At 68.3% G+C, this 26,848-nt stretch carries 24 protein-coding genes and 1 pseudogene; 18 read left to right on the forward strand and 7 right to left on the reverse strand.

Features of this window, described 5'->3' with window-relative positions:
- Positions 1-144: 144 nt before the first annotated feature.
- The 5 genes from FFS49_RS06405 (at position 145) to FFS49_RS06425 (ending at position 6,196) form a co-directional block, all read left to right on the forward strand.
- Positions 145-2,733 carry a transglycosylase domain-containing protein gene (locus FFS49_RS06405; protein WP_105815272.1) on the forward strand — a complete coding sequence of 863 codons (2,589 nt, stop codon included), beginning with the start codon at positions 145-147 and terminating at the stop codon, positions 2,731-2,733.
- 79 nt (positions 2,734-2,812) lie between these two features.
- The gene (locus tag FFS49_RS06410) at positions 2,813-3,694 is read left to right on the forward strand and encodes a PilZ domain-containing protein (RefSeq protein WP_105815271.1); all 882 of its coding nucleotides are present in this window, start codon (positions 2,813-2,815) and stop codon (positions 3,692-3,694) included.
- A gap of 223 nt (positions 3,695-3,917) precedes the next feature.
- Positions 3,918-4,247, forward strand: a complete 330-nt coding sequence (locus FFS49_RS06415; RefSeq protein WP_105815270.1) for a DUF4148 domain-containing protein — start codon at positions 3,918-3,920, stop codon at positions 4,245-4,247.
- 210 nt (positions 4,248-4,457) lie between these two features.
- A complete protein-coding gene (locus FFS49_RS06420; protein WP_105815269.1) occupies positions 4,458-5,645 on the forward strand; it encodes a DUF4919 domain-containing protein in 1,188 nt (395 codons plus the stop codon).
- A 146-nt stretch (positions 5,646-5,791) separates the two neighbouring features.
- On the forward strand, positions 5,792-6,196 hold the full coding sequence (locus tag FFS49_RS06425) for a lysozyme inhibitor LprI family protein (RefSeq protein ID WP_039367382.1): 405 nt from the start codon (positions 5,792-5,794) through the stop codon (positions 6,194-6,196).
- Positions 6,197-6,304: 108 nt separating this feature from the next.
- On the opposite strand, the gene FFS49_RS06430 is transcribed toward FFS49_RS06425, so the two are convergent.
- Together FFS49_RS06430 and FFS49_RS06435 are read right to left on the reverse strand one after the other, a co-directional pair.
- Complete coding sequence (locus FFS49_RS06430) at positions 6,305-6,952, reverse strand: response regulator transcription factor (RefSeq protein WP_039367385.1); 648 nt, start codon at positions 6,950-6,952, stop codon at positions 6,305-6,307.
- The gene (locus FFS49_RS06435) at positions 6,949-9,057 is read right to left on the reverse strand and encodes a PAS domain S-box protein (protein WP_105815268.1); all 2,109 of its coding nucleotides are present in this window, start codon (positions 9,055-9,057) and stop codon (positions 6,949-6,951) included. The genes FFS49_RS06430 and FFS49_RS06435 overlap by 4 nt, the downstream gene beginning before the upstream one ends.
- 322 nt (positions 9,058-9,379) lie before the next feature.
- Here FFS49_RS06435 and FFS49_RS06440 point away from each other — a divergent pair, with 322 nt between their 5' ends.
- The 6 genes from FFS49_RS06440 (at position 9,380) to FFS49_RS41905 (ending at position 15,346) form a co-directional block, all read left to right on the forward strand.
- Entirely contained in the window at positions 9,380-9,850 is a 471-nt protein-coding gene (locus FFS49_RS06440) for a universal stress protein (RefSeq protein ID WP_039367391.1), read from the forward strand.
- A 363-nt stretch (positions 9,851-10,213) separates the two neighbouring features.
- Positions 10,214-10,720 (forward strand): cupin domain-containing protein, encoded by a 507-nt coding sequence (locus FFS49_RS06445; protein WP_105815267.1) that lies wholly within the window; start codon positions 10,214-10,216, stop codon positions 10,718-10,720.
- Between the two features lie 185 nt (positions 10,721-10,905).
- Entirely contained in the window at positions 10,906-11,931 is a 1,026-nt protein-coding gene (locus tag FFS49_RS06450; protein ID WP_105815266.1) for a DedA family protein/thiosulfate sulfurtransferase GlpE, read from the forward strand.
- 443 nt (positions 11,932-12,374) lie between these two features.
- A complete protein-coding gene (locus FFS49_RS06460) occupies positions 12,375-13,757 on the forward strand; it encodes an amino acid permease (protein ID WP_105815265.1) in 1,383 nt (460 codons plus the stop codon).
- A gap of 219 nt (positions 13,758-13,976) precedes the next feature.
- On the forward strand, positions 13,977-14,912 hold the full coding sequence (locus FFS49_RS06465) for a universal stress protein (RefSeq protein ID WP_105815264.1): 936 nt from the start codon (positions 13,977-13,979) through the stop codon (positions 14,910-14,912).
- Positions 14,913-15,196: 284 nt separating this feature from the next.
- Positions 15,197-15,346, forward strand: a complete 150-nt coding sequence (locus tag FFS49_RS41905; RefSeq protein ID WP_171026726.1) for a hypothetical protein — start codon at positions 15,197-15,199, stop codon at positions 15,344-15,346.
- Between the two features lie 117 nt (positions 15,347-15,463).
- Here FFS49_RS41905 and FFS49_RS06470 read toward each other — a convergent pair whose 3' ends face one another.
- Entirely contained in the window at positions 15,464-15,898 is a 435-nt protein-coding gene (locus FFS49_RS06470; RefSeq protein WP_105815263.1) for a hypothetical protein, read from the reverse strand.
- Between the two features lie 555 nt (positions 15,899-16,453).
- Here FFS49_RS06470 and FFS49_RS06475 point away from each other — a divergent pair.
- Both FFS49_RS06475 and FFS49_RS06480 read left to right on the forward strand, forming a co-directional pair.
- Complete coding sequence (locus FFS49_RS06475; protein WP_039367404.1) at positions 16,454-16,708, forward strand: DUF3562 domain-containing protein; 255 nt, start codon at positions 16,454-16,456, stop codon at positions 16,706-16,708.
- 342 nt (positions 16,709-17,050) lie between these two features.
- On the forward strand, positions 17,051-18,850 hold the full coding sequence (locus FFS49_RS06480) for a methyl-accepting chemotaxis protein (protein ID WP_039367407.1): 1,800 nt from the start codon (positions 17,051-17,053) through the stop codon (positions 18,848-18,850).
- A 30-nt stretch (positions 18,851-18,880) separates the two neighbouring features.
- Here FFS49_RS06480 and FFS49_RS06485 read toward each other — a convergent pair.
- Positions 18,881-19,928, reverse strand: a pseudogene (locus FFS49_RS06485) (sigma-54 dependent transcriptional regulator).
- A gap of 383 nt (positions 19,929-20,311) precedes the next feature.
- Between FFS49_RS06485 and FFS49_RS06490 the strand changes: the two are divergent.
- Complete coding sequence (locus FFS49_RS06490; protein ID WP_105815261.1) at positions 20,312-22,303, forward strand: ATP-binding protein; 1,992 nt, start codon at positions 20,312-20,314, stop codon at positions 22,301-22,303.
- Positions 22,304-22,407: 104 nt separating this feature from the next.
- Positions 22,408-23,019 (forward strand): DUF4142 domain-containing protein, encoded by a 612-nt coding sequence (locus FFS49_RS06495; protein WP_105815260.1) that lies wholly within the window; start codon positions 22,408-22,410, stop codon positions 23,017-23,019.
- A gap of 12 nt (positions 23,020-23,031) precedes the next feature.
- Here FFS49_RS06495 and FFS49_RS06500 read toward each other — a convergent pair whose 3' ends face one another.
- From FFS49_RS06500 to FFS49_RS06510, 3 genes are all read right to left on the reverse strand, one after another.
- Positions 23,032-23,547: a PRC-barrel domain-containing protein gene (locus tag FFS49_RS06500; protein ID WP_047850007.1), complete on the reverse strand. Its 516-nt coding sequence runs from the start codon at positions 23,545-23,547 to the stop codon at positions 23,032-23,034.
- A 59-nt stretch (positions 23,548-23,606) separates the two neighbouring features.
- Positions 23,607-24,038: a CBS domain-containing protein gene (locus tag FFS49_RS06505; protein WP_039367417.1), complete on the reverse strand. Its 432-nt coding sequence runs from the start codon at positions 24,036-24,038 to the stop codon at positions 23,607-23,609.
- A gap of 379 nt (positions 24,039-24,417) precedes the next feature.
- Positions 24,418-24,666 carry a hypothetical protein gene (locus FFS49_RS06510; RefSeq protein ID WP_105815259.1) on the reverse strand — a complete coding sequence of 83 codons (249 nt, stop codon included), beginning with the start codon at positions 24,664-24,666 and terminating at the stop codon, positions 24,418-24,420.
- A gap of 140 nt (positions 24,667-24,806) precedes the next feature.
- On the opposite strand from FFS49_RS06510, the gene FFS49_RS06515 reads away from it, so the two are divergent.
- The 3 genes from FFS49_RS06515 (at position 24,807) to FFS49_RS06525 (ending at position 26,823) form a co-directional block, all read left to right on the forward strand.
- Complete coding sequence (locus FFS49_RS06515; protein WP_071332607.1) at positions 24,807-25,106, forward strand: hypothetical protein; 300 nt, start codon at positions 24,807-24,809, stop codon at positions 25,104-25,106.
- Between the two features lie 323 nt (positions 25,107-25,429).
- A complete protein-coding gene (locus FFS49_RS06520) occupies positions 25,430-25,741 on the forward strand; it encodes a hypothetical protein (protein ID WP_039367425.1) in 312 nt (103 codons plus the stop codon).
- A 203-nt stretch (positions 25,742-25,944) separates the two neighbouring features.
- Positions 25,945-26,823 carry a MipA/OmpV family protein gene (locus FFS49_RS06525; protein ID WP_039367428.1) on the forward strand — a complete coding sequence of 293 codons (879 nt, stop codon included), beginning with the start codon at positions 25,945-25,947 and terminating at the stop codon, positions 26,821-26,823.
- The last annotated feature ends 25 nt before the right edge of the window (positions 26,824-26,848 follow it).

Raw genomic sequence — 26,848 nt, forward strand, 5'->3', positions numbered from 1 at the left:
GGCCGCCCGTTTGTCGTACCAGGCTTGGCGCGTCGTTCCCGTCACGGGGCGCGCGCCTTTTTTGCGTGTGAACGGCCGCTCGGCCGCCCGGTGTGTGCCGCCGCCACGCCATCGCCGTCCGGCGGCCCGCGCGAGTTTGGTACGATGCACCCTTTTCAGCCGAGCTCCACCCGCGTGAATCGCCGAAACGTGTCGTCAGTGCGTGCCTTCTGTGCCAGATGGGTCGCGCGCGCCCAACCCGTCGCGGCTGCCGCCGTCGCGCGGGTCAAGCCCCTCGCCGCCACCGCGTGGCAGCATGTCCGCCACCCGACGCGCCGCGGCGTCCTGCTCGCCGGCGCCGCCGTGCCGGCGCTGTTCGTGGTGTACGTGGTCGTGCTCATTCCGTTCACGCCGGGCATCGGCGACATCCGCAAGGCCCGCGTCGACCAGCCCGCGCAGGTGCTGTCCGCCGACGGCAAGCTGCTGGCCGAATTCAAGCCGTCGAACCGCGAATGGGTGCCGCTCAAGCAGATCTCGCCGCACATGGTCGACGCGCTGATCGCGACCGAGGATCACCGTTTCTACGAGCATCACGGCCTCGACTGGAAGCGCACGGCATCGGCCGCGCTCCATACGTTCTCGGGCAGCCGCCAGGGCGGCTCGACGATCACGCAGCAGCTCGCGCGCAACCTGTATCCGGACGAGATTGGCCGTGCGCCGACGCTCACGCGCAAGGTGAAGGAGGCGATCACCGCGCTGAAGATCGAGGCGGTCTACAGCAAGGACCAGATCCTCGAGACTTACCTGAACACGGTGCCGTTCCTGTACAACGCGTACGGCGTCGAGATGGCCGCGCGCACCTATTTCGACAAGTCGGCCGACGAGCTCGACGTGCTCGACAGCGCGACGCTGGTCGGGATGCTGAAGGGCAACAGCTACTACAACCCGGTGCTGAACCCCGAGCGTGCGCTGCAGCGGCGCAACACGGTGCTCGGCCAGATGGTGAAGTACGGCAAGCTGTCGCCCGCGCAGTTCGCGCAGTTGCAGCGCCGGCCGCTGCGGATCGACTTCGAGCGCCAGAAGGAGCCGCCGGGGCCGGCGCCTCACTTCGCGCAGCAGTTGCGCAAATGGCTGATCGCATGGGCCGACCGCAACGACTACAACATCTACTCGGACGGGCTGATCGTGCGCACGACGATCGACTCGCGCCTGCAGCAGATGGCGACGCAGGCGCTCACGCTGCAGGGCAACCAGTTGCAGGGCATCGCGAACAGCGCGTGGAGCGGCCGCGACGGCTGCGGCACCGACAATGAGGTGTTCCGCACCTTCATGCGAGAGTCGCCCGAGTACAAGGCCGCGCAGGACGCCGGCAAGGACGACGCGGCCGCGATGAAGCTGCTCGCGGCCGACCGCGGTTTCATGCGCGCGCTGTGCAAGACGAAGACCGACGTGCAGGCCGGCTTCCTCGCGATCGATCCGCGCGACGGGCAGATCCGTGCGTGGGTCGGCAGCCGCGACTTCACCAACGAACCGTTCGACCACGTCGCGCAGGCGCGGCGCCAGCCGGGCTCGACGTTCAAGCCGTTCGTCTATGGCGTCGCGTTCGCGAACGGGATGAAGCCGGACGACACGTTCATCGACCAGCCGGTCGAGATTCCGCTGAAGGGCGGCGAGATCTGGCGGCCGAACGACGACGTGCCGCCCACCGGCAAACCGATGACGCTGCGCGACGCGGTCGCGCTGTCGCGCAACCGGATCACCGCGCAGGTGATGGAGAAGGTCGGGCCGGCTGCCGTGGCCAGGCTCGCACGCGACATGGGCGTGCGCGAAAGCCCGCTCGAACGCGTGCCGTCGCTGGCGCTCGGCACGAGCCCGGTCACGCTGAAGGAGATGGTCGCGTCGTACGCGACGATCGCAAACGGCGGCCTGTACGTCGAGCCGCAGATGGTCACGCGCATCGAGAACCGCCAGGGCGACGTCCTCGCCGAATACGCGCCGGCACCGCCCGAGCGCGCGCTCGACGCCGAAACCGACAAGACGCTGCTCAGCGTGATGCGCGACGTCGTGACGCGCGGCACGGGCGGCAGCATCCGCACGCGCTTCGGGATCCGGGGTGACGTGGCCGGCAAGACGGGCACGACGCAGGACAACGCGGACGGCTGGTTCATCCTGATGCAGCCCGGCCTCGTCGCCGGTGCGTGGGTCGGGTTCGACGACGGCCGCGTGACGCTGCGCAGCGACTACTGGGGGCAGGGCGCGCACAGTGCGCTGCCGATCGTCGGCGATTTCTTCCAGCGTGCGCAGCGCGCCCGGATCGTCGACACGAAGGCGAAATTCGATACCGAGCCGTCGCCCGGCTGGTTCGCGTCGCTGCGCGAGCGCGTGACGGATCTGGTCGACACGTGGTTCCCGCCCGAGGCGAAGAAGGCCCCCGCACCGGTCAGGACGCAGCGGGTGGAGCGTGCGCCCGACGCTGATACGGGCGCGGCGTCGGCCGCATCAGCCGCATCGGCACCCGAAGCGGCATCGGGCGGCATCGTCGAGGAATGGGTGCCGGCGTCCGAAGTGGTCGCGTCGGCCGCCGCGCTGTCGGCGGGCGCATCGCAGTCGCAACCCGCGCAGCCGCCGGCGGGGGCGAGTGCGGCGGGCGGAAGCAGCACGGGCCTCGGCGCCGCACCGGCTGCCGCCCCTTCGGCTGCACCGTCCCCAGCGCCGGTGCAGGCCGCACCCGACGCGCCCGGCGCTTCGCAGTAGCGGAGCCGTTCAGAATTCGCGCGATGCTGCCGTAATCATGTTGTCATGACAGCTCGCGCGGTCGCTCCGCGCCGCCCCGATGAGGCTATCTACCGACTACGTCCCGCTCGCGCGCGACGATCTCGCCGCCGGCGTCCCGCTCGGCTTCGATCTCTTCGATGCCGACGGCGCCGCGCTGCTGCCGGCCGGCACGACGCTGCACGATGCCGCGCAGCATGCTTTCCTGTTCGACCATTTCCGTCCGGTACGACGGCGCGACGATGCCGAAGCCGCGGCCGAGCCGCGCGCGCCTGCCGCGGTGCCTCACGCGCAGCGGATGGGATTGTCGCCGGGCGCTTCGATCGGCATCCGCCGCCGGGTCGGCACGACCCGCGGGCTGCAGCGCTGCCGGTTGATCGGCATCGCCGCATCGGGCGCGCTGTTCGTCGAGCCGCAGCCGGCGGCCGCGCTCGACTTCGCGCGTGGCGACGACATCGAGGCCGTGGCAATCGGCCGTGCCGCGGTGTCGCGTTTCGGCGCGACGGTCGAGTCGGTGCAGGAAGCGGGCGCCGCGCGGTTCCTGGTGCTGTCGTCGCCCGGCTTCGTCGACCGGCTGCGCACGCGCGCGGAACCGCGCGTGCCGGTGCGGATCGCCGCCTGCTGCGCGGGCGGGTCGGAGGGCGCGGAAGGCATCGGGATGGTGCACGACATCAGCGTGAGCGGCCTGTCGATTGCCGTCGACCGGCCGATCGCCGCCATCGGCGAAACCTTGCGCGTGCAGCTTCCGTACGCGGCGGGCGATCGGGTCGAGCTGCTGGCGCTCGACGGCACGGTGCGCGCCGTTCATGCCGATCCGGCCGCGCCCGCGCTGACGCTGCATCACGCGGCGTTCGGCGAAACAGGCGCCGACGACCTGATCCGCCTCAAGGCGCTGCTGTTCGACCGGTTGATGGCGTCGCCGGATACCGGCCGGCGGCGCTGATGCAGGGCTGCGCGCACCGGGTGCCGCGCCACGGTATTCAGTGCGTGAATGCCGCTAATCATCTGATGATTCGGCATGTTCCGCAGCGATTGTCTTTTTTCCGTCAACAGTGAATTCGTGATTTAAGTATTTACCCTGATAGTGCGGCCTCCTAGACTTCTACTCATGCGCAACGACCCCGAGTCCGAAGCGCCTGACAAAACAATCCTGGAGGTAACGCATCATGAAATCGCTGATCAAGGCAGTTGCACTGGCCGCCCTGGTGGCCGCACCGGTCGTCTCGTTCGCCCAATCGAACCAGCAGCCGCTGACGCGCGCCCAAGTGCGCGCCGAGCTGGTCCAGCTCGAAAAGGCCGGCTACAACCCGAACGACTGGATCAATTACCCGGAAAACATCCAGGCCGCACAGGCAAAGATCGCCGCCGCGCAGAACACCGGTGCGCAAGCTGATGCAACGGGCTACGGTTCGAACCCTGCCGCAGCGTCGCAGTCGGGCCAGCGCGTGGTCGTCCCCGCCGCATCCGACCGTTCGTCGGTGTTCTTCGGCCACTGAGCCCGTTGCCGGACGGCGGTCTTCGGAGCCGCCGCCTTGGCCGTATCGAGAAGCCCGCACCCGGTTCATTCGAGTGCGGGCTTTTTTGCGCCGAAACGTGCCGGCCGCCGGCGCCGCCATCCGAATTGCAAACCGTCCGAACGATGATAGATTCGAGCCCATCGAACAAGCCGCGCGTGAGCGGCGCAAATGAAATAAAACGGGGGCGTCATGCGATTCAACGGATGTTGGGCAGTTTTGCTTCTGGGGCTTGCTGCCGCAAGCGCGTTCGCTCAGGACGCTTCGTCGCTGATCGACACGCTGCAGACGGAAAGGCAGCGCATCGCGAACGATGAACACATCGATCTTCAGGCGTTTTCCCGCGACACACAGGCAATCGCCGGCCAGGCCAATGCGCTGAATCAATCGGGCGCCAGCCAGCAGGCGCTGGACAAACTGCTCGAACTGCAGAAGTACGCACCGCTGGATCGATATCCCGACTACGCCGTTCAGGCCGCTTGTTTCGACATATACAAGAGCCTTGCCAAGGAGCCCGAGGCCGGTGCGTGCCGGCGCCGTGCGGCCGGCTTTGCGGCGATCCTGTTGAAATTCTCCGGCAGCGGAAGCACGCCCGACGATCCGGTGCGGGTCGTCCGGGTCGGCGAAATCGCGGAGTGGCTGCGCTTGCGGCAGGTTCATGCCACCGGTGTCGAGGCGATTCAGCATCAGGGCGCGAGTCTTCAGAAGGTGACCTATTCGGGCGCGGGAAGCGGCGCCGCGGTTGCGTACTTCGTGATGAATCCTCGAGAGCGCGCCGAGATCAACCAGGCCAGCCGGGATATCTTCAAGCCGCTGCCGGTATCGGACCAGGATGGAAAATATGCGGTCGCATGGAAGGACGCCCGGGCACAACGCGCACGATTCCTGTCGGACCGGAGCTTCAACTACCTCGAACTGATGCAGCTGGTTCAGGATTCGCAGAAGCAGGCGATCCAGCTCGAACAGCAAGGCGACATCGCCGGTGCGTTGTCGAAGATTCGCGAAATCGAACGAATCCGGCCCATCCGCGACATTCCGGTATTCAGCCTGATTTCGAATTACAGTGCGTTGCTGGGGAAGGCGGGAGACACAGCCGCGCAAGCCGACATGCGCCTCTATCTGTTCGGCATTACGCAGGAAATCGCGCACAGCGGCGACGGGTTGACGCCCGAGACAGCCGTTCATGTGGTCGCCGTCAATGAAGAGTATTCGTGGCTGGCGGTGAAACAGCTTCGTGTGACCGGCCAGGCGCTGATCCGGAAGGGCGACCGTCGCTACGACGAGATGACGGCGACGGACGCGAGCGGGCAGTCCCGACGCTACTATTTCGACGTGACGCCGTTCTTCGAGCGCTATCAGCCGGCGGCGAACCCGTCGTAGCGGCCGGTGGTCGCGCGGCGCCCGCTGACAATCCGGCCCGCGTGCGCTAGCATCGCGGTCGATGTCACTGCCGCAGGGTGACCGATGCAAACGGGGCGCCGCAACGCACCGGGTTCCACGACTTCAACGAACAACAAGGAGCATCCATGCGTGTCTTGACTGGTCTGCTGTGCTCGCTCGCGCTGGCGGCGAACGTCGCCCATGCGCAGGCGAATTGTGCCGACGCGACGGATCAGGCGGCGATGACGGCGTGCGCCGATCGCGCGTACAAGAAATCCGACGGGGAACTGAACCGGACCTACCAGGCCGTCACCGCGCGCCTGCGCGATGCGCGGCCGCTCGCCGACAAACTCGTGAATGCGCAGCGTGCGTGGATCGCGTACCGCGATGCCGAATGCAACTTCTCCAGCGCGAACGCCGAGGGCGGCAGTGTGTATCCGATGGTCGTGTCGACCTGCCTCGACGATCTGACGAAAGCGCGCACCGACACGCTGAAGGGCTATCTGTCGTGCGAGGAAGGCGATCTCGCGTGCCCCGTGCCGGCCAAGTAAGCGGATAAACGGGTAAGCGGGGTGCGCCGCCCGGCCGGGCGCATGCCGGGCGGCCGGCGGCACCTGCCATCCAGCCGCTGCCGGGCGTCATCCGTTACACGACCTCCGTTACACGTCGTCCGTTTCGTCGAGCAGCTTGTGCCGCATCGCGTAACGCACCAGCGCCGCTTCGTGCGGCATCTGCATCTTTTCCAGGATACGCGTCTTGTACGTGCTGACCGTCTTCGCGCTCACGCATAGCGCGTTGGCGATCTCGGTCAGCGTCTGGCCGGCGGCGATCCGCCGGAACACGTCGAATTCGCGATCGGACAGCCGCTGGTGCGGCAGCGTCTCGGCCGGCTCGTTCAGGCTCTGCGCGAACTGCTCGGCCATTGCGAGACTCACGTAGACGCCGCCCGACGCCACTTTCGTGACCGCGCCGACCAGCTCGGCGCTCGCGCTTTCCTTCGTCAGGTAGCCCGACGCGCCGGCGCGGAACGCGCGCACCGCGTATTGCTGCTCCGCGTGCATGGTCAGCACGAGGACGCGCAGCGCGGGCTTCTCGTCCTTGATCTGCTTGATCAGTTCGACGCCGTTGCGGCCCGGCATCGACAGGTCGAGCACGAGCACCTGCGCGGGCGTGGCGCGTATGAGCGCGATCGTCGACGGGCCGTCGCAGGCTTCGCCGGCCACTTCGAATCCGGTGGCGTTCTGGAGGATGTGCCGCAGACCGTCGCGTACGAGCGTATGGTCGTCGGCGATGAGCACCTTGATCATGTGATGGGTGTTTCCTGTTGGACGGTACTGAGCGGGAACGCGACGGTGATCGAGAAACCGCGCGCGAGCGCGGTGTCGATCGTCACGGAGCCGCCCAGCATGTGGGCGCGTTCGCGAATCCCGATCAGGCCGAACGATTTGTCTTCATGGGCCGGGCCGCCGGGCGCCGAGCCGCGGCCGTTGTCCGCGACGCGCAACACGCAGAAGCCTTCCTCGACGTCGAGCCGCAGCGCGACGCGCGTCGCATCCGCGTGGCGCGCGACGTTCGTCAGCGCTTCCTGGACAATCCGGAACAACGTGGTCGCACCCGCGCTCGTGAACGTGAGCCCGCCGGTTTCGATGTGCCGCTCGACATCGATCCCGTAGCGGTTCGTGAAATCGTTCGCGAGCCATTCGATCGCGGGCACGAGGCCGAGATCGTCGAGCATCACGGGCCGCAGGTCGGCCGCGATGCGCCGCACCGACGCGACCGTCGCGTCGATCAGCCGCCGCATGCCCTGCAGGTGCGTCTGCACGTCTTCGTCGGGCTGTGTGCGACCCGGCACGCGCAGCTGCTGTTCGACCACCGACAGATCCATCTTCAGCGCGGTGAGCTGCTGGCCGAGGTCGTCGTGCAGTTCGCGCGCGATGCGGGTCTTTTCCTCTTCGCGCACGTTCTGCAGGTTCGCCGACAGTTCGCGCAATTCTTCACGCGACTGCTTCAGCGCGTTATCGGCGCGCTGCCGCTCGGTGATGTCGCGCAGCATCACCGTATAGAGCTTGCCCGACGCGTCGCGGATCTGCGAAATCGACGCCTCGATCGGGAATTCCTCGCCGTTGGCGCGCAGCCCGAACAGCACCCGCTGGCGGCCCATCTGCCGCTCGGACACGCCCGTCACGCCGAACTGGTCGACGTGCTTGGCGTGCGCGGCGCGGAACCGCTCGGGGATGAAGCGCGACAGCGGCGCGCCGATCGCCTCCATCGCGGACACGCCGAACACCTGCTCGGCCATCGGATTGAAGATGACGACCGTCTGCTTTTCGTCGATCGTGATGATCGCTTCCATCGACGAACGGATGATGCCCATCATCCGCGCCTCGTTGAGGATGCCGCGGCTGCTTGCGCCCGGATCGGCGGCGGAGCGGCTGCGCAGCAGCGCATGGATCAGCACCGCGAACGCGATCGACGCGATCAGGCCCGCGGCGAGCACGGTGCCGGCCGCGCGCTGCGCGCCGGTGGCGCTCGGGCGGCCGTCCGCGGAATACGCGAGCGTCAGCGCGGTGCCGCCGAAATTCAGCTCGTCGGTGCGCCGCATCAGGTCGGGCGAAGCCGAGGCCTCGTCGGTCGTCGTTTCGACGCTGACGATCGCGCGCCGATCGCCGCCGGCGGTGATCCACACGTCGATCCCGCGTTCCGCGTCGAGCGCACGCTCGACCAGGCGCCGCGGGCTCAACGCCGCGAACAGCACGCCGTCGGCGCCGTTTTCGCGCGGGCCGGGCGGTGTGGCGGCCGCACGCGGCGACACGGCAACCGGCAGGAACAGCGTAAAGGTGCGGGCCTCGCGGGACGTGTCGTCGTCGGCCGGGTGGACGCCGAGCGCGACGTCGCCAGTCTGCAGCGCACGCGCGAGCGGCGCCGCGTCGGACGCGCCGAAGCGCACGACCGGTGAATTCGACGCCGGGGCACTGAGCGCGGCGGTCGCGAGCGTGCCGGCCGGCAGCGGCTTCGCGCCGGCGAGAGCGGTGCGCGTCGCGGGCGGCAGCGGGGCATAGCCGATCTGGCGGACCGGCGAGCGCCCGCTGTCGAGGTCGAGCATCTCCGCATACCGGCGCCATTGTTCGGGCGTCATGCCCGGGACGAGGTTGAACGCGCCGCGCGCGCCTTCGAGCACGGCCGCGCCGGATTGCAGCTCATGGCGGAGCATCGCCGTCACATGCGTCGTGCGGCGTTCGAAACGCGTATGGACGGCGCCTTGCCACTGCTCGCGCACGAGCAGCGCGACGCCGAGCGACAGCACGGCGCCGGCGCATAGTGCAACGACGCCGGTCGCGAGCGGCTGGCGTAACATGATCTGGAGGCGCGTAGGCCCTCGGGCGTCCCGCGTCGGGGTTCCACTTGCGGTCATTCGATGGCCATTCTGTTGTCGGGGGCCGCCCCGTGGCACGGGGGCAGCGCAGCAAAACCGGGCAAACTCGCACGGGCTGCACGCAACGTCTATTTTCAAGATGAAATTGTGCGCGATTTACACGTTTTTTGTAATGGGGTCACTAGAAATAGCGGCAGCCAGGCGTGGAGCAGGGGGCGCGCCGGCCGCGCTTGACGCGCATCAACGGGCGCGTCGGCACGTGGGGCAGACTGTTCGGCAGGCCACCCGGCACCGGGCCGGGTGGCGATAACGGGCCGCCGTCGCGCGACGCGCGGTGCGTGCCCGGTCGGAGGGACGGACCATGTACAAGCGGATTTTCGTCGGGCTCGACGGCAGCCCGAGCGCGCGTCTCGCGCTGAACGAGGCGATCCGGATCGCGGCGGCGTCCGGCGGCGAAGTGACCTGCGCGTACGTCGTCGAGCACCGGCCGCAACTGGTCGACGTCGATGCGGGCTTCGCGGCCGCGCGCGACGGCGATGCGGCCGCCGCCGATGCGGCGACGCCGGTGCTCGACGACGCGAAGGCGGCGCTCGCGCACGAGCAGGTGCGAGGCACCGTGCGCGCGCTCGACGCTTACGGCGAGGACGTCGCCACGGTGCTGATGCGCACGGCGGCCGAAGCCGATGCCGACCTGATCGTGATGGGCACGAGCGGGCGGCATGGCCTGCGCCGGCTGCTGCTCGGCAGTGTCGCCGAATCGCTGCTGCGCGCGGCCGACCGGCCCGTGCTGCTGGTGCGGCACAGCGAGCCCGGCACGCCGGCGGCTGCGTGACGCGCGGGGTACGGCGCTGACGTGGACGCACGAGCGGTTGCGGGCGGCGACCGTCTCGCGCATTCGTCGGATGACGGCCGGATGAAACGGAAACGCCACGCGCACGGCGTGTGAGCGCGGCTGTCGCTGCCGTCGCATCGACCGCGCGAGCGCGGCATGCCCGGTGTCCCTCGCGCGCACAATCGCGTGCCGGCGGTTGCATCCGGACACGCAGTTCTGGCAGCATCGACCGGTGTCCGCTTGTTCGCCGCGCGCATGGCCGCGGCGATCGACGCAGCAGCATCCGGCGACATGCGATCGCGATGAGCGAAGCGAGGCCGTACGCCGGCTGCCCGGTTCCTTACCTTACCGACGTCATCCGCCATGCCGATCTCCGCTACCGACCTGATTCGCCAGTTCGACCTGCAGCCGCATCCCGAAGGCGGCTATTTCCGCGAAACCTACCGTGCGACCGATTCGGTCGTGCGTCCGGCCGACGGCGCGCCACGCGCCGCGTCGACCGCGATCTACTACCTGTTGTGCGACGGCGCGTATTCGTCGTGGCACCGGATCCGCTCCGACGAAGTCTGGCATTTCTACGCGGGCGACCCGATCGAAGTGTGGGTGCTCGACGAGCGCGACGGGCTGACGATCCACCGGCTCGGCAACCCGCTCACGCATCCGGGCACCGTGTTCCAGGCGGTCGTGCGGGCCGGGAGCTGGTTCGGCGCGCGCTGCGCGTTGCCGGAGCATGTCGCGCTCGTCGGCTGCACGGTGGCGCCGGGCTTCGAGTTCGCGGAATTCGAACTGGCCGACGCGACCGCGCTGGCCGCCGCGTTTCCCGACTACGCGGAACACGTCGGGCAGCTCGCCCAGCGCACCGACATGTGACTGTCACGGCCGTGCCATCAAGGGCGCCAAGCCCGTGCCGGCGGTGCGTGTTCCGCGCGGTCGCGGCCAAACCCGTTTAGAATGCCGTGGTGCATCGGGTCGGCTGCGGGCGTGCCGCGGCGGCCGTTGCCCCGCCGTGCCGACGGCCCCCGTCGCGCCACTGCATGCCTTCCAGGAGCGCCGCCGTGTGGCACTTTCCCATCGCTATTCCATCGTCGCTCGGCCCATGGGCCGTGTTCGCGAGCGTGTTGATCACGCAGCTCGGCGTGCCGGTGCCGGCCGTGCCGATGCTGATTCTCGGCGGCACGATGGCGGCAATGGGGCAGGCGTCCTGGGTCAGCATGTTCGCGGCGGCGATCGGTGCGACGATGCTGGCCGATTCGCTGTGGTTCTTCATGGGCCGCACGCGCGGCCGGCGCCTGCTGAACGGCCTCGTGCGCTTCTCGCTGTCGCTCGACACGACGCTGCGGTTCGCACGTAACGTATTCGAAAGATACGGCGCGCCGTTGCTCGTATTGTCCAAATTCCTGCCTGGCCTCGGCCTCGTGTCGGCGCCGCTGCTCGGCACGACCGCGATCGGCGTCGGCGTGTTCCTGTTCTGGGATCTGGCCGGCGCATCGCTGTGGGCCGCGTTCTGGCTGATCGGCGGCGCGGCCATTCACGACCAGATCGTCCAGTTCGTGCTGTGGGTGCGCGCGAGCGGCGGCACGATCCTCGATGCATTCCTCGCGATCTTCATCACGTTCCTGCTGTACCGCTGGGTGCGTCGCGTGCAGTTCCGCCGCTATCTTGCGCAGGTGCGCATCTCGCCGCCGCAGCTCGTCGAGATGATGACGTCGGACGAGCCGCCGCTGATCTTCGACGCGCGGCCGAAAGCGATCCGCGAGCGCGAACCGTACCGGATCGCCGGCGCGGTGCCGGTCGATCTCGATTCGCCGGACCTGCTCGATCCTGAAATGCTGAAGCGGCCGATCGTCGTGTATTGCGTGTGCCCGAACGAGGCCACCGCGAAGCGCCTGATCGCGAAGATGCAGCGCAAGAAGATGATCCACAACATCCGCGCGCTGAAGGGCGGACTCGACGCGTGGGAGAAGCACGGCTATCCGGTCGAGCCGCTGCCGGCCGATCTGGATTCGTCGCGTTATTTCGTACGTCCCGAGCACGGAGCAATCGAAGGCGAATATACGGTGCGCGCGACGCTGTCGAAATAAATCCGCACGCGAGCGTCGCGCGCATTCGAATTCCATTACCGGTTTCAAACCCTGCGATTCTTCCGAAAATCGACTGGCGCGAAACCGCTGATCCTCCCTATAATCCCGCCTGCATATTGCGTGCGCCTGATCGCGCACATTCGACGCGTGTTCGTTCGCGCCGAAAGCGATTGATCCCGTCGCCGTCCGTCACGCGCACAGCCGCGTCACACGGGCCGCGCGGGCGTATTCCGTGAAAGGCCCGATCCGTTTTCCGGATTGTTCCGGAACATACGGATAATCCGCGGCGATTCCAATCGGATTGACGCAGTATCCGTGTCGTTTCTTATTTGGAAAACGACGGCGGAGATTATTTCGTTTTCGGCATGCCGGGATCGGCATGAACGGTCGCGCATTGATATCGACAATGACGGCGGCCCGTTCGCGGCTGCCAGGAGACGGACTTGACACAACCAGAAGACCAGTTGCACCGCGGGCTGGAAGAGCGGCACATCAACCTGATGGCGCTCGGCGCGACGATCGGCGTCGGCCTGTTCCTCGGCTCGGCCACCGCGATCCGCGTCGCCGGCCCGGCCATCCTGCTGACCTATCTGCTGGGCGGCGTCGCCATTTTCCTGATCATGCGCGCACTCGGCGAGATGGCGATCGCCAATCCCGTCGCCGGCGCGTTCAGCCGCTACGCACGCGATTACCTCGGGCCGCTCGCCGGCTATCTGACCGGCTGGACCTACTGGTTCGTGTGGATCGTCACCTGCATGGCGGAAATCACGGCGGTCGGCGTCTACATGCACATGTGGTTCCCCGGCGTGCCGAACTGGATCTGGGCGCTCGCGGCGCTCATGGCGATGGGCTCGGTGAACTTCATCGCGGTCAAGCTGTACGGTGAATTCGAGTTCTGGTTCGCGCTGATCAAGATCGTCACGATCGTGCTGATGATCATCGGCGGCGGGCTGATGATCGCGTTCGGCATCGGCAACGGCGGTGTCGCGATCGGCCTGTCGAACCTGTGGGCGCACGGCGGCTTCATGCCGAACGGCATCAATGGCGTGGTCGCCGCGTTGCCGATCGTGATGTTCGCGTATCTCGGCGTCGAAATGCTCGGCCTCACCGCCGGCGAGGCGCGCAACCCGGAGAAGTCGCTGACGAAGGCCGTGAACTCGGTGTTCTGGCGCGTGCTGATTTTCTACATCGGTGCGCTGTTCGTGATCATGTCGCTGTATCCGTGGGACCAGATCGGCACGCAGGGCAGCCCGTTCGTGATGACGTTCTCGCGGCTCGGCATCCCGGCCGCCGCCGGCATCATCAACTTCGTCGTGTTGACCGCGGCGCTGTCGTCGTGCAACAGCGGCCTGTTCAGCACCGCGCGGATGCTCTACAACCTCGCGCAGCAGGGCCAAGCGCCGAGCACGCTCGGCAAGGTCAATCGCAACGGCGTGCCGGTGTACGGCGTGATCGTGTCGGTCGCGCTGCTCCTGATCGGCGTGCTGCTCAACTATCTCGCGCCGCAGCACGTGTTCACGTGGCTCACGTCGGTGTCGACATTCGGCGCGATCTGGACGTGGTGCGTGATCCTGATCGCGCAGATGCGCTTTCGCCGCACGCTGTCGGCCGACAAGATCGCACGCCTGCCGATCCGCGTGCCGTTCTATCCGCTCGGTTCGTTCGTCGCGCTCGGTTTTCTCGTGCTCGTCGTCGTGCTGATGGCGTTCACGCCCGATACGCGCGTCGCACTCGTGATCGGGCCGGTATGGATCGTGCTGCTCGGCATCACGTATGCGCTGTTCTACGCGAACCGTCCGGCGGCATCGGTGCCGACGAAGTCGTAGGCAGCAAGGGCAGGGGCCCGCGCGACCCTTGATCGCAATCATGCACGCGCGGGCCGGACGATCTATGCTGGACGAATCGATTGTCCGCGCTTCGCGTGGCAACCCGCCGATTTCCGTGACCGCCCGCGACCGCGGCGGTTGTTCGGCTGCCGTGCGCCGCTTCCGCGCGAAGCTCCCGGCGTCGTTTCGCGACGACGCGCACGTACGGAGGCCTTCGCCATGCAGCCTGCCCAGCCCATCCCGACGCTTGCGCGGATCGCGCTGGCCGTCGACCCGACGCCCGAATCGCTGTCCGCCGCGCGCTATGCACGCACGCTGCTGCGCCCCGGCATGCGATTGCGCATCATCTGCGTCATCGACAACCCGCGCCTCGTATTGCCCGACATCCCGCGCATCGACGCACTGCTGACGTCCGCGCGCGAGGACCTGATGCGCGAAGCGCAGGCCATCAACGAACGGATCGCGGCGTTGTTCGCCGGCAGCGGCATCGAAGTCGAGCAGGCCATCATCGATACGTCGGTGACGGGCGGCTCGGTAGCCGATGCGTTGGTGAGCGATACGTCGGCATGGCAAGCGGACGTGCTGGTGGTCGGTGCGAATCCGCATCACGGGCTGCTGCGGCTCGTCGAAGGCGCGATGTCGGACACGTTGACGACACGCGTGCGCTGCGCGCTGCTGATCGTGCCAGCCGCCTATGCGCGGCCGTCGGACGGCGGCCTGCAGCGGCTGATGTTCGCGGTCGACGGCAGCGAGCCGTCGCTGCACGCGGTGCGCGTCGGGCTCGGCTTCGCGACGCCGACGACGTTGCTGTACGCGGCCTACGTGATCGATCGCGCGGTTCGTCTGACGGATATCGTGCCGGTGCGCGCGCTCGAGGATGCGTATCGCGCGGAGGGCGAGGATGCGCTCGCGAAGATCGGCCCGCTGTTCCATGCGACCGGGAACCCGAGCAAGCGCAGTGTCATTGAAACCCGCCCGACCAGCGACGACGTGGCCCATGCGCTGATGCGCGACGCCGTGCACTGGCGCGCCGAACTGCTGGTGGTCGGCACGCATGGCAGGCGCGGCATCGCCGCCTGGCTGATCGGCAGCGTTGCGCGCCGCATTGCGCATCTCGCACAGGTGCCGGTGCTGCTCGTGCGCGGTACCGAATAATTCGCGCGGTGTCGCGATCGAAGCGCACTTGGCTTGACCTGCATCAGAAACCGCGCACTTCGCGCGTGAGACATTGACGGAACATCCGGCAACGCAGTGGGTCTGTCGTGCATGTACCGCGCAGCCACGCTGCAACATGCGCGTTGATGGCGGTGATCGACGGTGCCTTCACAGCCGTTGCATCGATTTCCGGAGCCGCAACGTGCGATGCACCGCGCGCCATCCGACCGAGAACTCTCTGGCACGAGGGTAGGCAGCTACGGTTGCCTTGGAGGACGGGCGGGGTGAAAGCCACCCCGTCCGCTTTCCTCGTTCGTGTTTTTGTTGGCCCCGTCTGGATTGCCTTCCCCGCAGGAATCGTCGTCATGGCGGCCGTGTCGAACGGCGCGTCACGATGCGTGATGGCGCGCAGTGGCGCCGATGCGGATCGGTGAGGGTCGCGGCATGCGTACCGCTGCCGCTCAGGCACGGCGTGCGGCATGCGCTGCTGACCTTGTGAGATGCGCAGCCGTTGCACGGCCCCCGTGCCGTACAGCGGCATGCTTGCATGCTCAGGTGAAGCGAAGCATCGACCGGAGGTCGTGCCGTCGGCCAACACCGCGGCGCACCCGCGGACGCTGGCGCCCGACATGCAGCGGCGTACACGCGCTGCACATGCGGTTGCGCAGGCGGTTCGCGTGCGGCCAGCCGGGGCGCGCGTTGCGACGTGGCTCGGCATCGGCCGGCACGCCGGGTGCGGCCCGCGCGCAGAGTGCCGCGGCGAACCGTTGCAACGCGAGCACCGAGCCCGCGACGCTCTGGTACTTTTCGCGGCCGATCTGCCCGTCCAGCGTGACGAGCAACCCGGCTTCGCGTGCAAGCGCAAGCAAGGTGTCGATATTGTCGGACGGAAGATTGCCGGCCGACACGGCCTGGGTGGGCTGGGCGCGCGCTTTGCCCGACGCGTGCCGCTGGCCGTCCCGGCCCGGTAAGTTGCGATGTGCCATGGTTGGTCTCCTGCGCCAGGCCCCGCATGCCGGCTCGACGGCCGGCTGAGCGATGACCCGTATGAACGTTTCGTCCATGTCACCAGTATCGTGTCGCGCCCATGCGCTGCCAAGCGGCGCGCGCTGAAGTCGCTGTCAGGTATTGCGCGGCGCCTATCGGAATCCGCTGACACGCAGGGCGGCCGATCGGCTGTCGCGGCGACGCGCCGGCCCGTTCGTTCGGATGAATGGGCAGCGCGTCGAGGAGGTCGCTTGACGCATGATTTCGTCCGGTCTAACTTGGAGGGTGCATCGGCGTCGAGCAGCGTTTCATCGCTCATCCGTCAGCCGATGCCGCGCCCCGGGGTGGCGTGGCAGGGCTTCCAGTCTCGTTCGCGGGCAGTTTGCGCCGCGGACCTTGCGCGGCCGGTTCGGGAGCGAACCGGCACGACGGCACGCAACGTGCCGTTGATCGCGCGCAAACACGCGCCGGCGCATCGCACGCCGCGTCGCCGTTCAGTCTTTAATCTTCCGGTACCTTCTTCTTTTCGTTCCTCGACTGTCAGGAGTCCGTCGATGTCCAAGGACAATTTGCTCGATTCACTCAAGGAAGCCGCCAAACAGCGCGCGATCGGTTCGGATCAGCTGCGTGCGATGCTCGACGACGAAGTACGCATACTGTCGTCCGACGCGCGGGTGCACGACTACATCCACGTATTCGCGATCCGGCACCTGCGCGAACGGATGCGCCGGCAGGACGATCTCCACGACGACACGCGTGCCGACGGGCCGCCCGCGGACGCCGATCCGCGTCCGAGCCATCGCCTGTGACGGGCGAGCGCCGCGGCCGACGCCGCGGGCGTCACACGATCCATCGCCGGGCCGGGGCCGGATCGTGATCGACATTCCTGCGTTGGTCGACAGCAAACCGGCCCGTTCCAAAGCCTTTTTTGATCGCCGTGCCCGGGATCGACGGTGCTGCCGTCGCGTCCGGGGCGGTGCACGCACCGCGCCGCGCATCGCGGTCATCCTGACGATCTGCTGACAACCCGCCTTGCGTTTTGTCATACGTTTCACTGAATTGTCACAGCAGCCTCAAGTAAGTGGCGCGATTGCCGTTTACCCGGTCAATTCGTCCACCGGGCGTTCCCGCTCCCTTACCGAGTCGTTGCCATGCTCTCGTCCATCCGCGCTCGCATCCTTGCCGCGTGCGTCGCCATCGTCGTATTTGCGCTGGTCGCCACCACGCTCATCAACTATTTCATCGCGCGCTCGTACAACGAAGACGCGATCGACCGCAACCTGACCTCCGTCGCCAGCGGCCATGTGGTCGGGATCGCCGACTGGGTCGCCACCCGCAGCCGGATGATCGCGTCGCTGCAGGACGCCGCACTGACGCCCGATCCGCTGCCGGTGTTCAAGCAGATGGCCACGGCCGGCGGCTTTACCAACGTCTACGCGGGCTACGCCGACAAGGCGTTCCACTTCTCCGACCCGACCGGCATTCCGCCCGACTACGATCCGACCGGCCGCCCGTGGTACAAGCAGGCCGCGCAGGCCGGCAAGCCGGTCGTCACGCCGCCGTACGTCGACGCCGGCACGGGCAACCTCGTCGTCACGTTCGCGGTGCCGATCCTGCGTGACGGCGCGCTGAAGGGCGTCGTCGCAGCGGACGTCGCGATGGACACCGTGATCGCGAACGTGAAGTCGATTCATCCGACCCCCGCGAGTTTCGGGATGTTGATCGACAGCAACGGCCACGTGGTCGCGCACCCGGATCCGAAGCTCACGCTGAAGCCGGTCGCCGACGTGTCGCCGGAACTCGGCGCGACGAACGGCGCGACGATCGCGGCCGCGACCGCGCCCGTCGAGGTGACGGTCGGCGGCGACGCGAAGCTGGTGCGCGCGCGCCCCGTGCCGGGCACGGACTGGTACGCGCTGGTGCTGCTCGACAAGAGCGAGGCGACGGCCGGGATGCGCTCGCTGCTGACCGCTTCGCTGATCACGCTGCTCGTGATCGTCGGTGTGGCGTCGCTGATCATCGGCGCGATCACCGCGACCGCGTTCCGCCGCCTGTCGCAAGTGCGCCAGGCCATGGCCGCGATCGGCTCGGGCGCCGGGGACCTGACGCAGCGCCTGCCGGCCGACGGCCGCGACGAAGTGGCCGACATCGCCCGCTCGTTCAACAGCTTCGTCGACAAGCTGAACGACGTGATGCGCCAGATCCGCGATGCGAGTGAATCGGTGCGCACGGCCGCGAACGAGATCGCGGCGGGCAACCAGGACCTGTCGTCGCGCACCGAATCGGCGGCGGCGAGCCTCGAGGAAACGGCCGCGTCGATGGAAGAGATCACGGCGACGGTGGGTCAATCGGCAGCCGCTGCCGGCCAGGCCGACGAACGCGCGGCGGCCGCGTCGCGGATCGCGTCGCACGGCGGCGTGGTCGTGTCGGACGTCGTCGCGACGATGGAGAAGATCGAGGAAGCCTCGGGCCGCATCGGCGACATCATCGGCGTGATCGACGGGATCGCGTTCCAGACCAACATCCTCGCGCTGAACGCGGCCGTCGAAGCGGCGCGCGCGGGCGAGCAGGGCCGCGGCTTCGCGGTCGTCGCGCAGGAAGTGCGCAGCCTTGCGCAACGCAGCGCGCAGGCCGCGCGCGAAGTGAAGGTGCTGGTCGAATCGACGGTCGCGAGCGTGTCGGCCGGGTCCGGGCAGGTGCGTCAGGCGGGCGACACGATGCGCGAGATCGTGTCCAACGTGTCGAACGTGACGACGATCATCTCCGAGATCACGCACGCGGCGAACGAGCAGACGCGCGGCATCCAGGAGGTGAATCGCGCGGTCACGCAGCTCGACGAAATGGTGCAGCAGAACGCGGCGCTCGTCGAACAGTCGACTGCCGCCGCGACCGCGCTGCAGTCGCAGGCGAACGCGCTGGCGACCACGGTCGGGCGGTTCAAGGTCGCTTGACGCGGCTCGTGGGAAAGTCGGCCGCGCCGCTCAGGCGCGGCCGTCGTCGCGCATCAGCGCGAGCCGGTTGTAGAGCGTTTTCAGGCTGATCCCGAGCGCTTTCGCGGCGCGCGGCTTGTTGCCGTCGAAGTGGCGCAGCGTTGCCGCGATGAAGCGTTGCTGCGCATGGTGCAAGGTCGCGCCGAGCGGCAGCGCCATCGTGTTCTCCGACAGGCGTTCGGGCGCCATCGCCGGCTTCGGCAACGTGACGTCGATGCCGTCGTCCGCCAGGATGTAGGCGCGCTCGATCGTGTTGTGCAGCTCACGGACGTTGCCGGGCCACGAATACGCGCGCAGCGCCGCGATCGCGGCCTCGGTCAGCCGCTTGTGCGCATGGTGCCGCGCGTTGAGCGCGTCGACGAATTCCAGTGCGATCGTCTCGATGTCGGTGTCGCGCTGGCGCAGCGGCGGCACGTATAGCGCAAACGCGGCGAGGCGATAGAACAGGTCTTCGCGCAGCCGGCCGTCGCGCACGGCTTCGGCCGGGTTGTGGCGCGTGGCCGACACGATGCGCACGTCGAGCGGAATCGGCTCGGTACCGCCCACCCGCACGATCACATTCGATTCGATCGCCCGTAGCAGCTTCACCTGCATCGGTGCGGGCATTTCCGCGATCTCGTCGAGCAGCAGCGTGCCGCCGCGCGCGGCTTCGAAGAAGCCTTCCCGCTGCGCAATTGCACCGGTGAAGCTGCCTTTCTCGTGCCCGAACAATTGCGATTCCGCGATATCGGGCGGAATCGCGCCGCAGTTCACGGGGACGAACGGGCCGTCGCACCGGGCACTGAGATCGTGCAGCCGGCGCGCGACGATATCCTTGCCGACCCCGCTTTCGCCGGCAATCATCACACTGGCGCGGGTCGGGGCGATCTTTTCGATGCGGCCGAGCAGCGTGCGCATCGCGGTGGACCGGCCGGACAACCGGCGGCCGTCTGCACGCTGCTTCGACCGGTTTGCGGTTTCTCCCATTGGCATGGATCGGTATTGGCGGGGCCGTTTTGAAAATCGGCACCACGCGCTCCGTTGATTGCAATATTTTCATCGACAGCAAAACGACCACGAAGGTGCCGCGAAATAGAAATTTCCAATGTGCGCGGCGGGGACAGAAGAGACAGGCGATCGATTCCCGATGCGAATGAGGGCGTTTCCGGCTATCCGGGGTCGTATCGGTGCTTTTTTACAGACTTCCGATGAAAAAACGATCGTGACCATCGTGCAGTGATGCGGCGCGCGACACCGGCCGGCGCTTAACCGGTCACGGCACCCCGGGCAGCCGGCGAGTCAGGCAGGCGGCCATCGACGAACCGCGTCAGGCATGCCGTTTGCGGCGGCCATCAGGCTCGCCCGGCACGCTCGACGGCAGGCCGGATGGTTGACCCACGGCATGACGCCGTGCGACCGGAGCCGGCGCGAGGCAAGGATGCAATGAGGCCCCTGACCCGTGAGTTGTTACGGCAGGGTGCATGGATCGTGCTGGCCGTCGGGCTGGCGTCTGCGCTACAGGCGTGGGCGGTTCACGTCGTCGGCGGGCACGCGCCATTTGCGCCGCTGCCATTTTATGCAGGCGTTGCGGTTGCCGCATGGCTGACGTCGTTCGGCGGTGGTCTGGTTGCGGTCGCGTTGAGCATGGCCGTGATCGCCACGCTGTGGTGGCGTGATGCGCCGCTGGCCGCGCTGCTCACGCAGGGCGGCACGTTCGTCGCGATCAGCTTCGTCGAGTGCATGTTCGTGATGGCCGTGAAGCCGCTGCTCGCGAACGATCGTCTGCGCGCACCCGATGACGACGGCGACGCCGATGCCCGCGAGCCGCATCGCGAACCGACGCCGGCTGCACGCGTACCCGTCCCTGACGACAGCCTGTTGCGCCGTGTGGTCGACGCTTCGCCCGACGCGATCGTCGCGGTTGATGTTGCGCGCCGGATCACGAGCTGGAATCCGGCCGCGCGGCGGATCTTCGGCATCGACGCGGCGCAGGCCGCCGGGCGCGACGTCGCCGCGATGATCGCGCCGCGCTGGTTGCGGCGACATCCGTTGCCCGCGTCGTTCGCGAACCTGCACGCGCCGGTCGGTCCGCTCGACGTGCTGTGCGTGCGGCGCGACGGAGGCCGTTTTCGGGCGACTTTCGCGGCATCGCCGATGGTCGATGCGCAGGGCAACTGCATGGGCCTGTCGATCACGCTGCGCGACGCGCACGAACGGCGCCGCGGCGAGCGGCGCAACCTGCGCTCGCTGCGCGGCGCGCGCGACGCACGCGCACAGGCGGACACGTCGAACCGGCTGAAGGACGAACTGCTGGCCACGGTGTCGCACGAGCTGCGCACGCCGCTGAACGTGATCTACGGCTGGGTCGAGGTGCTGCGCAACATCGACGGCCAGGGGCTCGCGCAACAGGCCGTCGACGCGATCGATCGCAGCGCGCGGTCGCTGTCGCACATGGTTGCCGACCTGCTCGACGCGTCGTCGCTCGCGACCGGCCGGTTGCGCCTCGAGCGCGTGCCGGTCGATCTCGTGCGGGTCGTGCGCGATGCCACGCGTGAACTCGACGCGACGGCACGGGCGAGCGGGCTCGAGCTGTCGACCCGATACGCGATGCCGACCTGCGTGATTCCGGCGGATCGCGAGCGCGTGCGCCAGGTCCTGTCGAACCTGCTGTCGAACGCGATCAAGTTCACGCCGCCGGGCGGGCGCATCGTCGTGTCGCTGGCCCGGGCCGGCGAGCGCGTGCGGCTGTCGGTCGCCGATACGGGGCAGGGCATTGCGCCGGAATACCTGTCGCACCTGTTCGAGACGTTCAGCCGGCCGGAACGCGCATTCGCGTCGCCCGAGCGCGGTCTCGGGCTCGGCCTGTCGATCGTGCGCAACATCGCGCAACTGCACGGCGGCGATGTCGTCGCGACGAGCCCCGGTACCGGGCGCGGGACGACCGTCACGGTCACGCTGCCGGCCGGCTGGGACGTCGACGATCCGGCCGAAAACCTGCTGCACGCGGCGGGCACGCCGGAGCCGGTGACGCTCGACGGCCAGCGCGTGCTCGTCGTCGACGACGATCCGACATCGCGCGCGAGCCTCGCCGCGGCCCTCGAAACGATGGGCGCGCAGGTATCGACCGCGCAGTCGGGGCATGACGCGCTCGACGCGGTGGAAAGGCAGGCGCCGAACGTCGTGCTGTCGGATCTCGCGATGCCGGACGGCGATGGCTTCTGGCTGCTCGACCGCATCCGTCATTTGCCGGGCAGCAGCGGGCATCTGCCCGTCGTCGCGGTCACGGCCCACGCCGGCAACGCCGATCGGCACCGCGTGATGGCGGCCGGGTTCGACGCGTATCTGCGCAAGCCGGTGGACATGCCGACGCTGGCGAGCGTGATCGCCGATGTCGCACCGGACGCCGCGCACGATCGGAAAGGGCGAGGCCGGTAGCAGCCGGCGTGGCCGCTCGCCCGGTCATGACGAACGGAGTGCGCGATGGACGCAACGGCAACCCGCGCGGCCGGCCCGCTCCGTCGCGACCCACGGAGGTCCGGATGAAAACGAATCGAATCCATCGGCCGGCGGCGATCGTGCTCGCCGCGACCGTCGGCGCATCGATCGCCGTACTCGCTCATGCGCAGGCGTTGCCCGCTTCGTCGGCACAGGTCGCGCCGGGCGTCATTCGCCCCGGCACGACGGCCGACGAGGCCGGCATGACGCAGCGGCCGACCGGTATCGATGTCGAATTCGTCGACAAGGCCGGCATGATCGGCAAGGTGGAGCGGCAGGCGAGCCAGCTCGCGCTCGACCGCTCGTCGAACCCGGACGTGAAGGCGTTCGCGCGGCGGATGGTCGACGATCACGGACGGATCGCCGGCGAATTGCGGCAGCTTGGCGCGACCAAGGGCGTACCGGTCCAGTCGCGGATGCTCGTCGATCCGGCGGTGACCGCGTTGCGAAGCAAGGAAGGTCACGCGTTCGACACGGCCTATGTCGCGCTGGCGGGCCCGCGCGCGCATGAAGCGGCGATCCGGATCTACGAAACGGAAGCGCGGGACGGCCGCGATCCGCAGCTTCGTGCGTTCGCGGCCAATACGTTGCCGACGCTGAGGGCGCACCTGGCCGCCGCACGGCAACTCGCGCAGACGGTGGCGGCCGCGCACTGAGCGCCGATCGCGCTACCGCTTGCCGCCGTCAGGTCTTTCAGGGGCTTCGGGGCCGCCCGGCGATGCCTCGTACGGCGGGGAGTCGAGCGCCGTTTCGCCTTCCTCGATCAGCCAGTACGGAGAGCTGCCGTAGTACGCATGCAGCGCCTCGGCCCACTCCGGATCGGCCATGGCGGGCCAGCGGTTCCTGTCGAAGCCGGGGGCTTCGCGCACGCGTTCGGTCGCGACGGGCAGCACGAAGCAGCGGCGCTCGATGTCGAGCACGAGCACGTTCCACGGCACCGCGAGCAGCTTGTCGCCGATCCCGGGCGGGCTGCCCGCCGACACGACCGCATACGCGATCCGGCCGGAGCGCACGTCGAGCATGATGTCGGCGACCTGGCCGATGTCGTCGCCGTCCATCGTCAGGACGCGATCGCCCTCGAGCGTGCGGGCGGCCATCACGTCCGGCCCCGGCCCGGCGCCCGTGCTGCGGCGGTTGCCGCCGACGATGCGCGTTTCGTCGCGCGACGGTCTGTCCGTTGTCATCGAACACCTCCTGGTCGAAGCGGCACCCGGATGGGTCACGCGGTATCAACGCACGCCGGTCAGCGCCGGCGCGGCAGCGACACGTCCTCGAGCGTATTGGCCAGCTCGTCGCGCTCGGGGCCGCCCGCGCGCGTCGCGATGTCGCCGAGCGACACGATGCCGACCAGCCGCCGGTTGCGGTCGAGCACCGGCATCCGATGCAGCTGCACGTCGGCCATCCGCTGCTGGACGTCGCCGACACCGTCGTCCTCGACGCACCACTGCACGGGTCTGGACGCGACCGCCTGCACCGGCGTATCGGACGAATGGCCGTGCGACAGCCCGCGCACCGCAAGGTCGCGGTCGGTCACGATCGCGACGAGCTCGGTGCCGTCGCAAACGGGCAGCACGCCGATATCGAAGCGCCGCATCAGTTCGGCCGCGTGGCGAATCGTGTCGGTCGGCGCGACGCACACCACGTCGCGCGACATGATCTCGGTAACGCGATACATGAACGCCTCCTTCGTGAGCAGGACTTTCCGGGAGCAGATGGCGTGCCGCGCGTGGGCCGCACACGCGGGGCCCGAGGCCAGCGCAGGCCCGTTATCAGCGTGAACGGATCCTGGCCGGCGAGGCAACGGAGAAATTTGCCAGCCCGCTTGTACATCTTCCACGGCGGCAGCCGTGAACGGGCAAGGCACGACGTCAATGGCCGATGCCCGTCATCGCGACGATCGCGAGCACCACTGCGCTTTCGATTGCCGCCAGTGCGGCGACGCCGGCGGCGCCGCTGATTTCATGCCATCTGCGTTCAAGGCGTTTCATCACATCAACTCCGGATTGCTCCGGCACGCCGCTGCGCCGCTGCGCAGCGCGGGCCGGGTGCCGCCGTCAGCCGTGATCGCGGGGCGGTGAAGGGACGTGCGGCGAGCGGCGTTCGTGCTCGCCGGACGGCTTGGCAGGATCGATACGGGTCGCGCCGTCCACGGCGGGCGGGTCGCTGGCCGGAAACGTCTCCTCGAGTCCCTCGTCGATGCGTTCCTCCGTCTTGTCTTCGGACGGCGGGCGCGACGTGGCGAGCCAGAGCAGTCCGGCAGCCGGTGACACGGCGTCGTGGCGGCCGGGGGCGTGAACGGTCATGGTCGAACCTCCTTGGTCATGGATGCAGGCGCAAGCGCCATGCCTGCGCGGGCCGACGGCACGACGCCTGCGCGTGGGCGAACCCGCACGGGGCGCGGCGCAGCCACGCGCGCCGCCGGCGCGGACAAGAGGACATCGTGATGAATGCATCCAGGGAAAGAATACGTTACGACGCGAACGTATGCGGCGGCGATTTCGCCCACGTGCGCGAGCGCTTCGCCACGTGGAAGCGCGAGTCGCTGGTCTATCGGCCCGAGCGGCGCATGTTCGACGGCAAGGACGAGGTACGCGAACTGAACGACACCGTCTACGACGGCCCCGAGCGCGCGCAGCGGGCGCTCGTCGCGGAATGCACGCCGTCCGACCGGTTCGCGCTCGCGGTACGGCTGACCGCCGAGGGGCGCACGATGTGGCTGGTGATGGCGGCCTACGACGACTGAGCGCACGGCAGCGCCCGACCGGGGCGGGCACCCGGGCGTGCGCGAGCGGGCATGGCGATTGCTCGCAATGCCGACGCCATCGAGATGCGCGCGCCGTCGCGCAGGAGAGACATGAAGACGCCATCCATGCTGCACCGCCCCGAGCCGACGACGCCCGATGTCGACCCGGACCCGCCGCCGCCCGGGCACGACGATCCCGTCGATCCGCCCGTGCCGGACGGGCTGCCGCAGGGCGACCCGCCGGCGCACCCGCCACCGATGCGGATGCCGGGAGGCGATGCATCACAACCATCCGCGCGAACACTGATAAAAGGAGGACCCTCATGGACATTCACGTGCAATCGCCAGACAAGCGCGCGATCGCTCAGGTGCTGGGCCGCTACTTCGAATCGCGCTCGTTGCGCTATCACATCGAGGAATTGCCGGGCGGCGTGCTGCAGATCGGCTTTCGCGCCAGCGGCCGCCCGGCCGCCGTCACCGTGTCGTTCGACGATGCCGCGTACGACGCCTTTACGCACTGGGATGCGAGCCAGAAGCAGCTCGCGCTCGGTCGGCTCGCCGACGGGTTCTCGCGGATGATGTCGACGCGCAGCCCGGCCGCGCTGGCCGGCGACTATCACGTCGAGCGATTCTGAATACCCCTCGCTCCACCGGACTGTCCCCGCGTACGGCAAAGTGCCCGCGCGCAGCGGGCGCTTTGCGTCCGCGCGTGTGTCGCGTAGGATGTCCGTTAATTCAGCGCACACTACGTTCGCGCCGCAGGCTGCCACCCGCTGCAGCCCAAGAGGCGCAATGCGCTTTTCTTCAGGTTCGTTTCGCGCAACCGACGGGGACCTTGATGACCGTTGCTCGCTTTTTGCTGTCACCCGGCGCACGCCGGTTCGTTTCCGGCGTGTCGGCCTGCGCGGCGCTCACCGCGGCCGGCGTCCGCGACGCGTCGGCCCAGACCCCTTCGCCGCTCGGCGAGTGGCAATACTCGGCGGGCGTGCCGCTCCAAAAACTGTTCGAGCCGAACGTCTCCACCTGGGATATCAGCATGGGCGCCGCGATGACGCTGCAGCCGCGCTATGCGGGCTCCGACCGCTATCGTGTGATGGGCGGCCCGACTGTCGATATCCGCTATCGCGACCTGTTCTTCCTGTCGACCGGCGAGGGGCTCGGCGCGAACGTGCTGCGCGGGCCGAACTGGCGCGTGAGCCTGTCCGTCGGTTACGACCTCGGGCGCCGCTCGGCCGACGACATCCAGCACCTGAACGGCCTCGACAACATCAACGCGGCACCGGTGATGAAACTGGCGGCCGACTACGTGATCTCGAAGGATTTTCCGCTCGTGCTGCGCGCGGATATCCGGCGCAGCATCGGCGGCTCGAATGGCTGGGTCGGTGATTTCTCCGCGTACATGCCGCTGCCCGGCAGCAACGAGCATTTCTTCTGGTTCGCGGGGCCGACCGTGTCGTTCGCCGATTCGCGCTACATGAACAGCTGGTTCGGCGTGAACCAGGGCGCCGCCGCGCGTTCCGGGCTGCCCGCCTATTCGTCGGGGGCCGGGCTCAAGTCGGTCGGTGCGGGGGTGACGGTGGCCTGGTTCCTGAACAAGCACTGGTTCGTGACGATCGACGGCGCGATCGAGCAGCTCGTCGGCCGCGCCGCGCGTAGCCCGATCACGCAGCAGTCGACCAACGGCGTGTTCGACATGTCGGTGAATTACCAGTTCTGAGCAGGGCGGGCAGTTGATCGCCGAC

Source organism: Burkholderia sp. 4NA327C6, assembly GCF_005502655.1.
Taxonomy (GTDB): domain Bacteria; phylum Pseudomonadota; class Gammaproteobacteria; order Burkholderiales; family Burkholderiaceae; genus Burkholderia; species Burkholderia contaminans.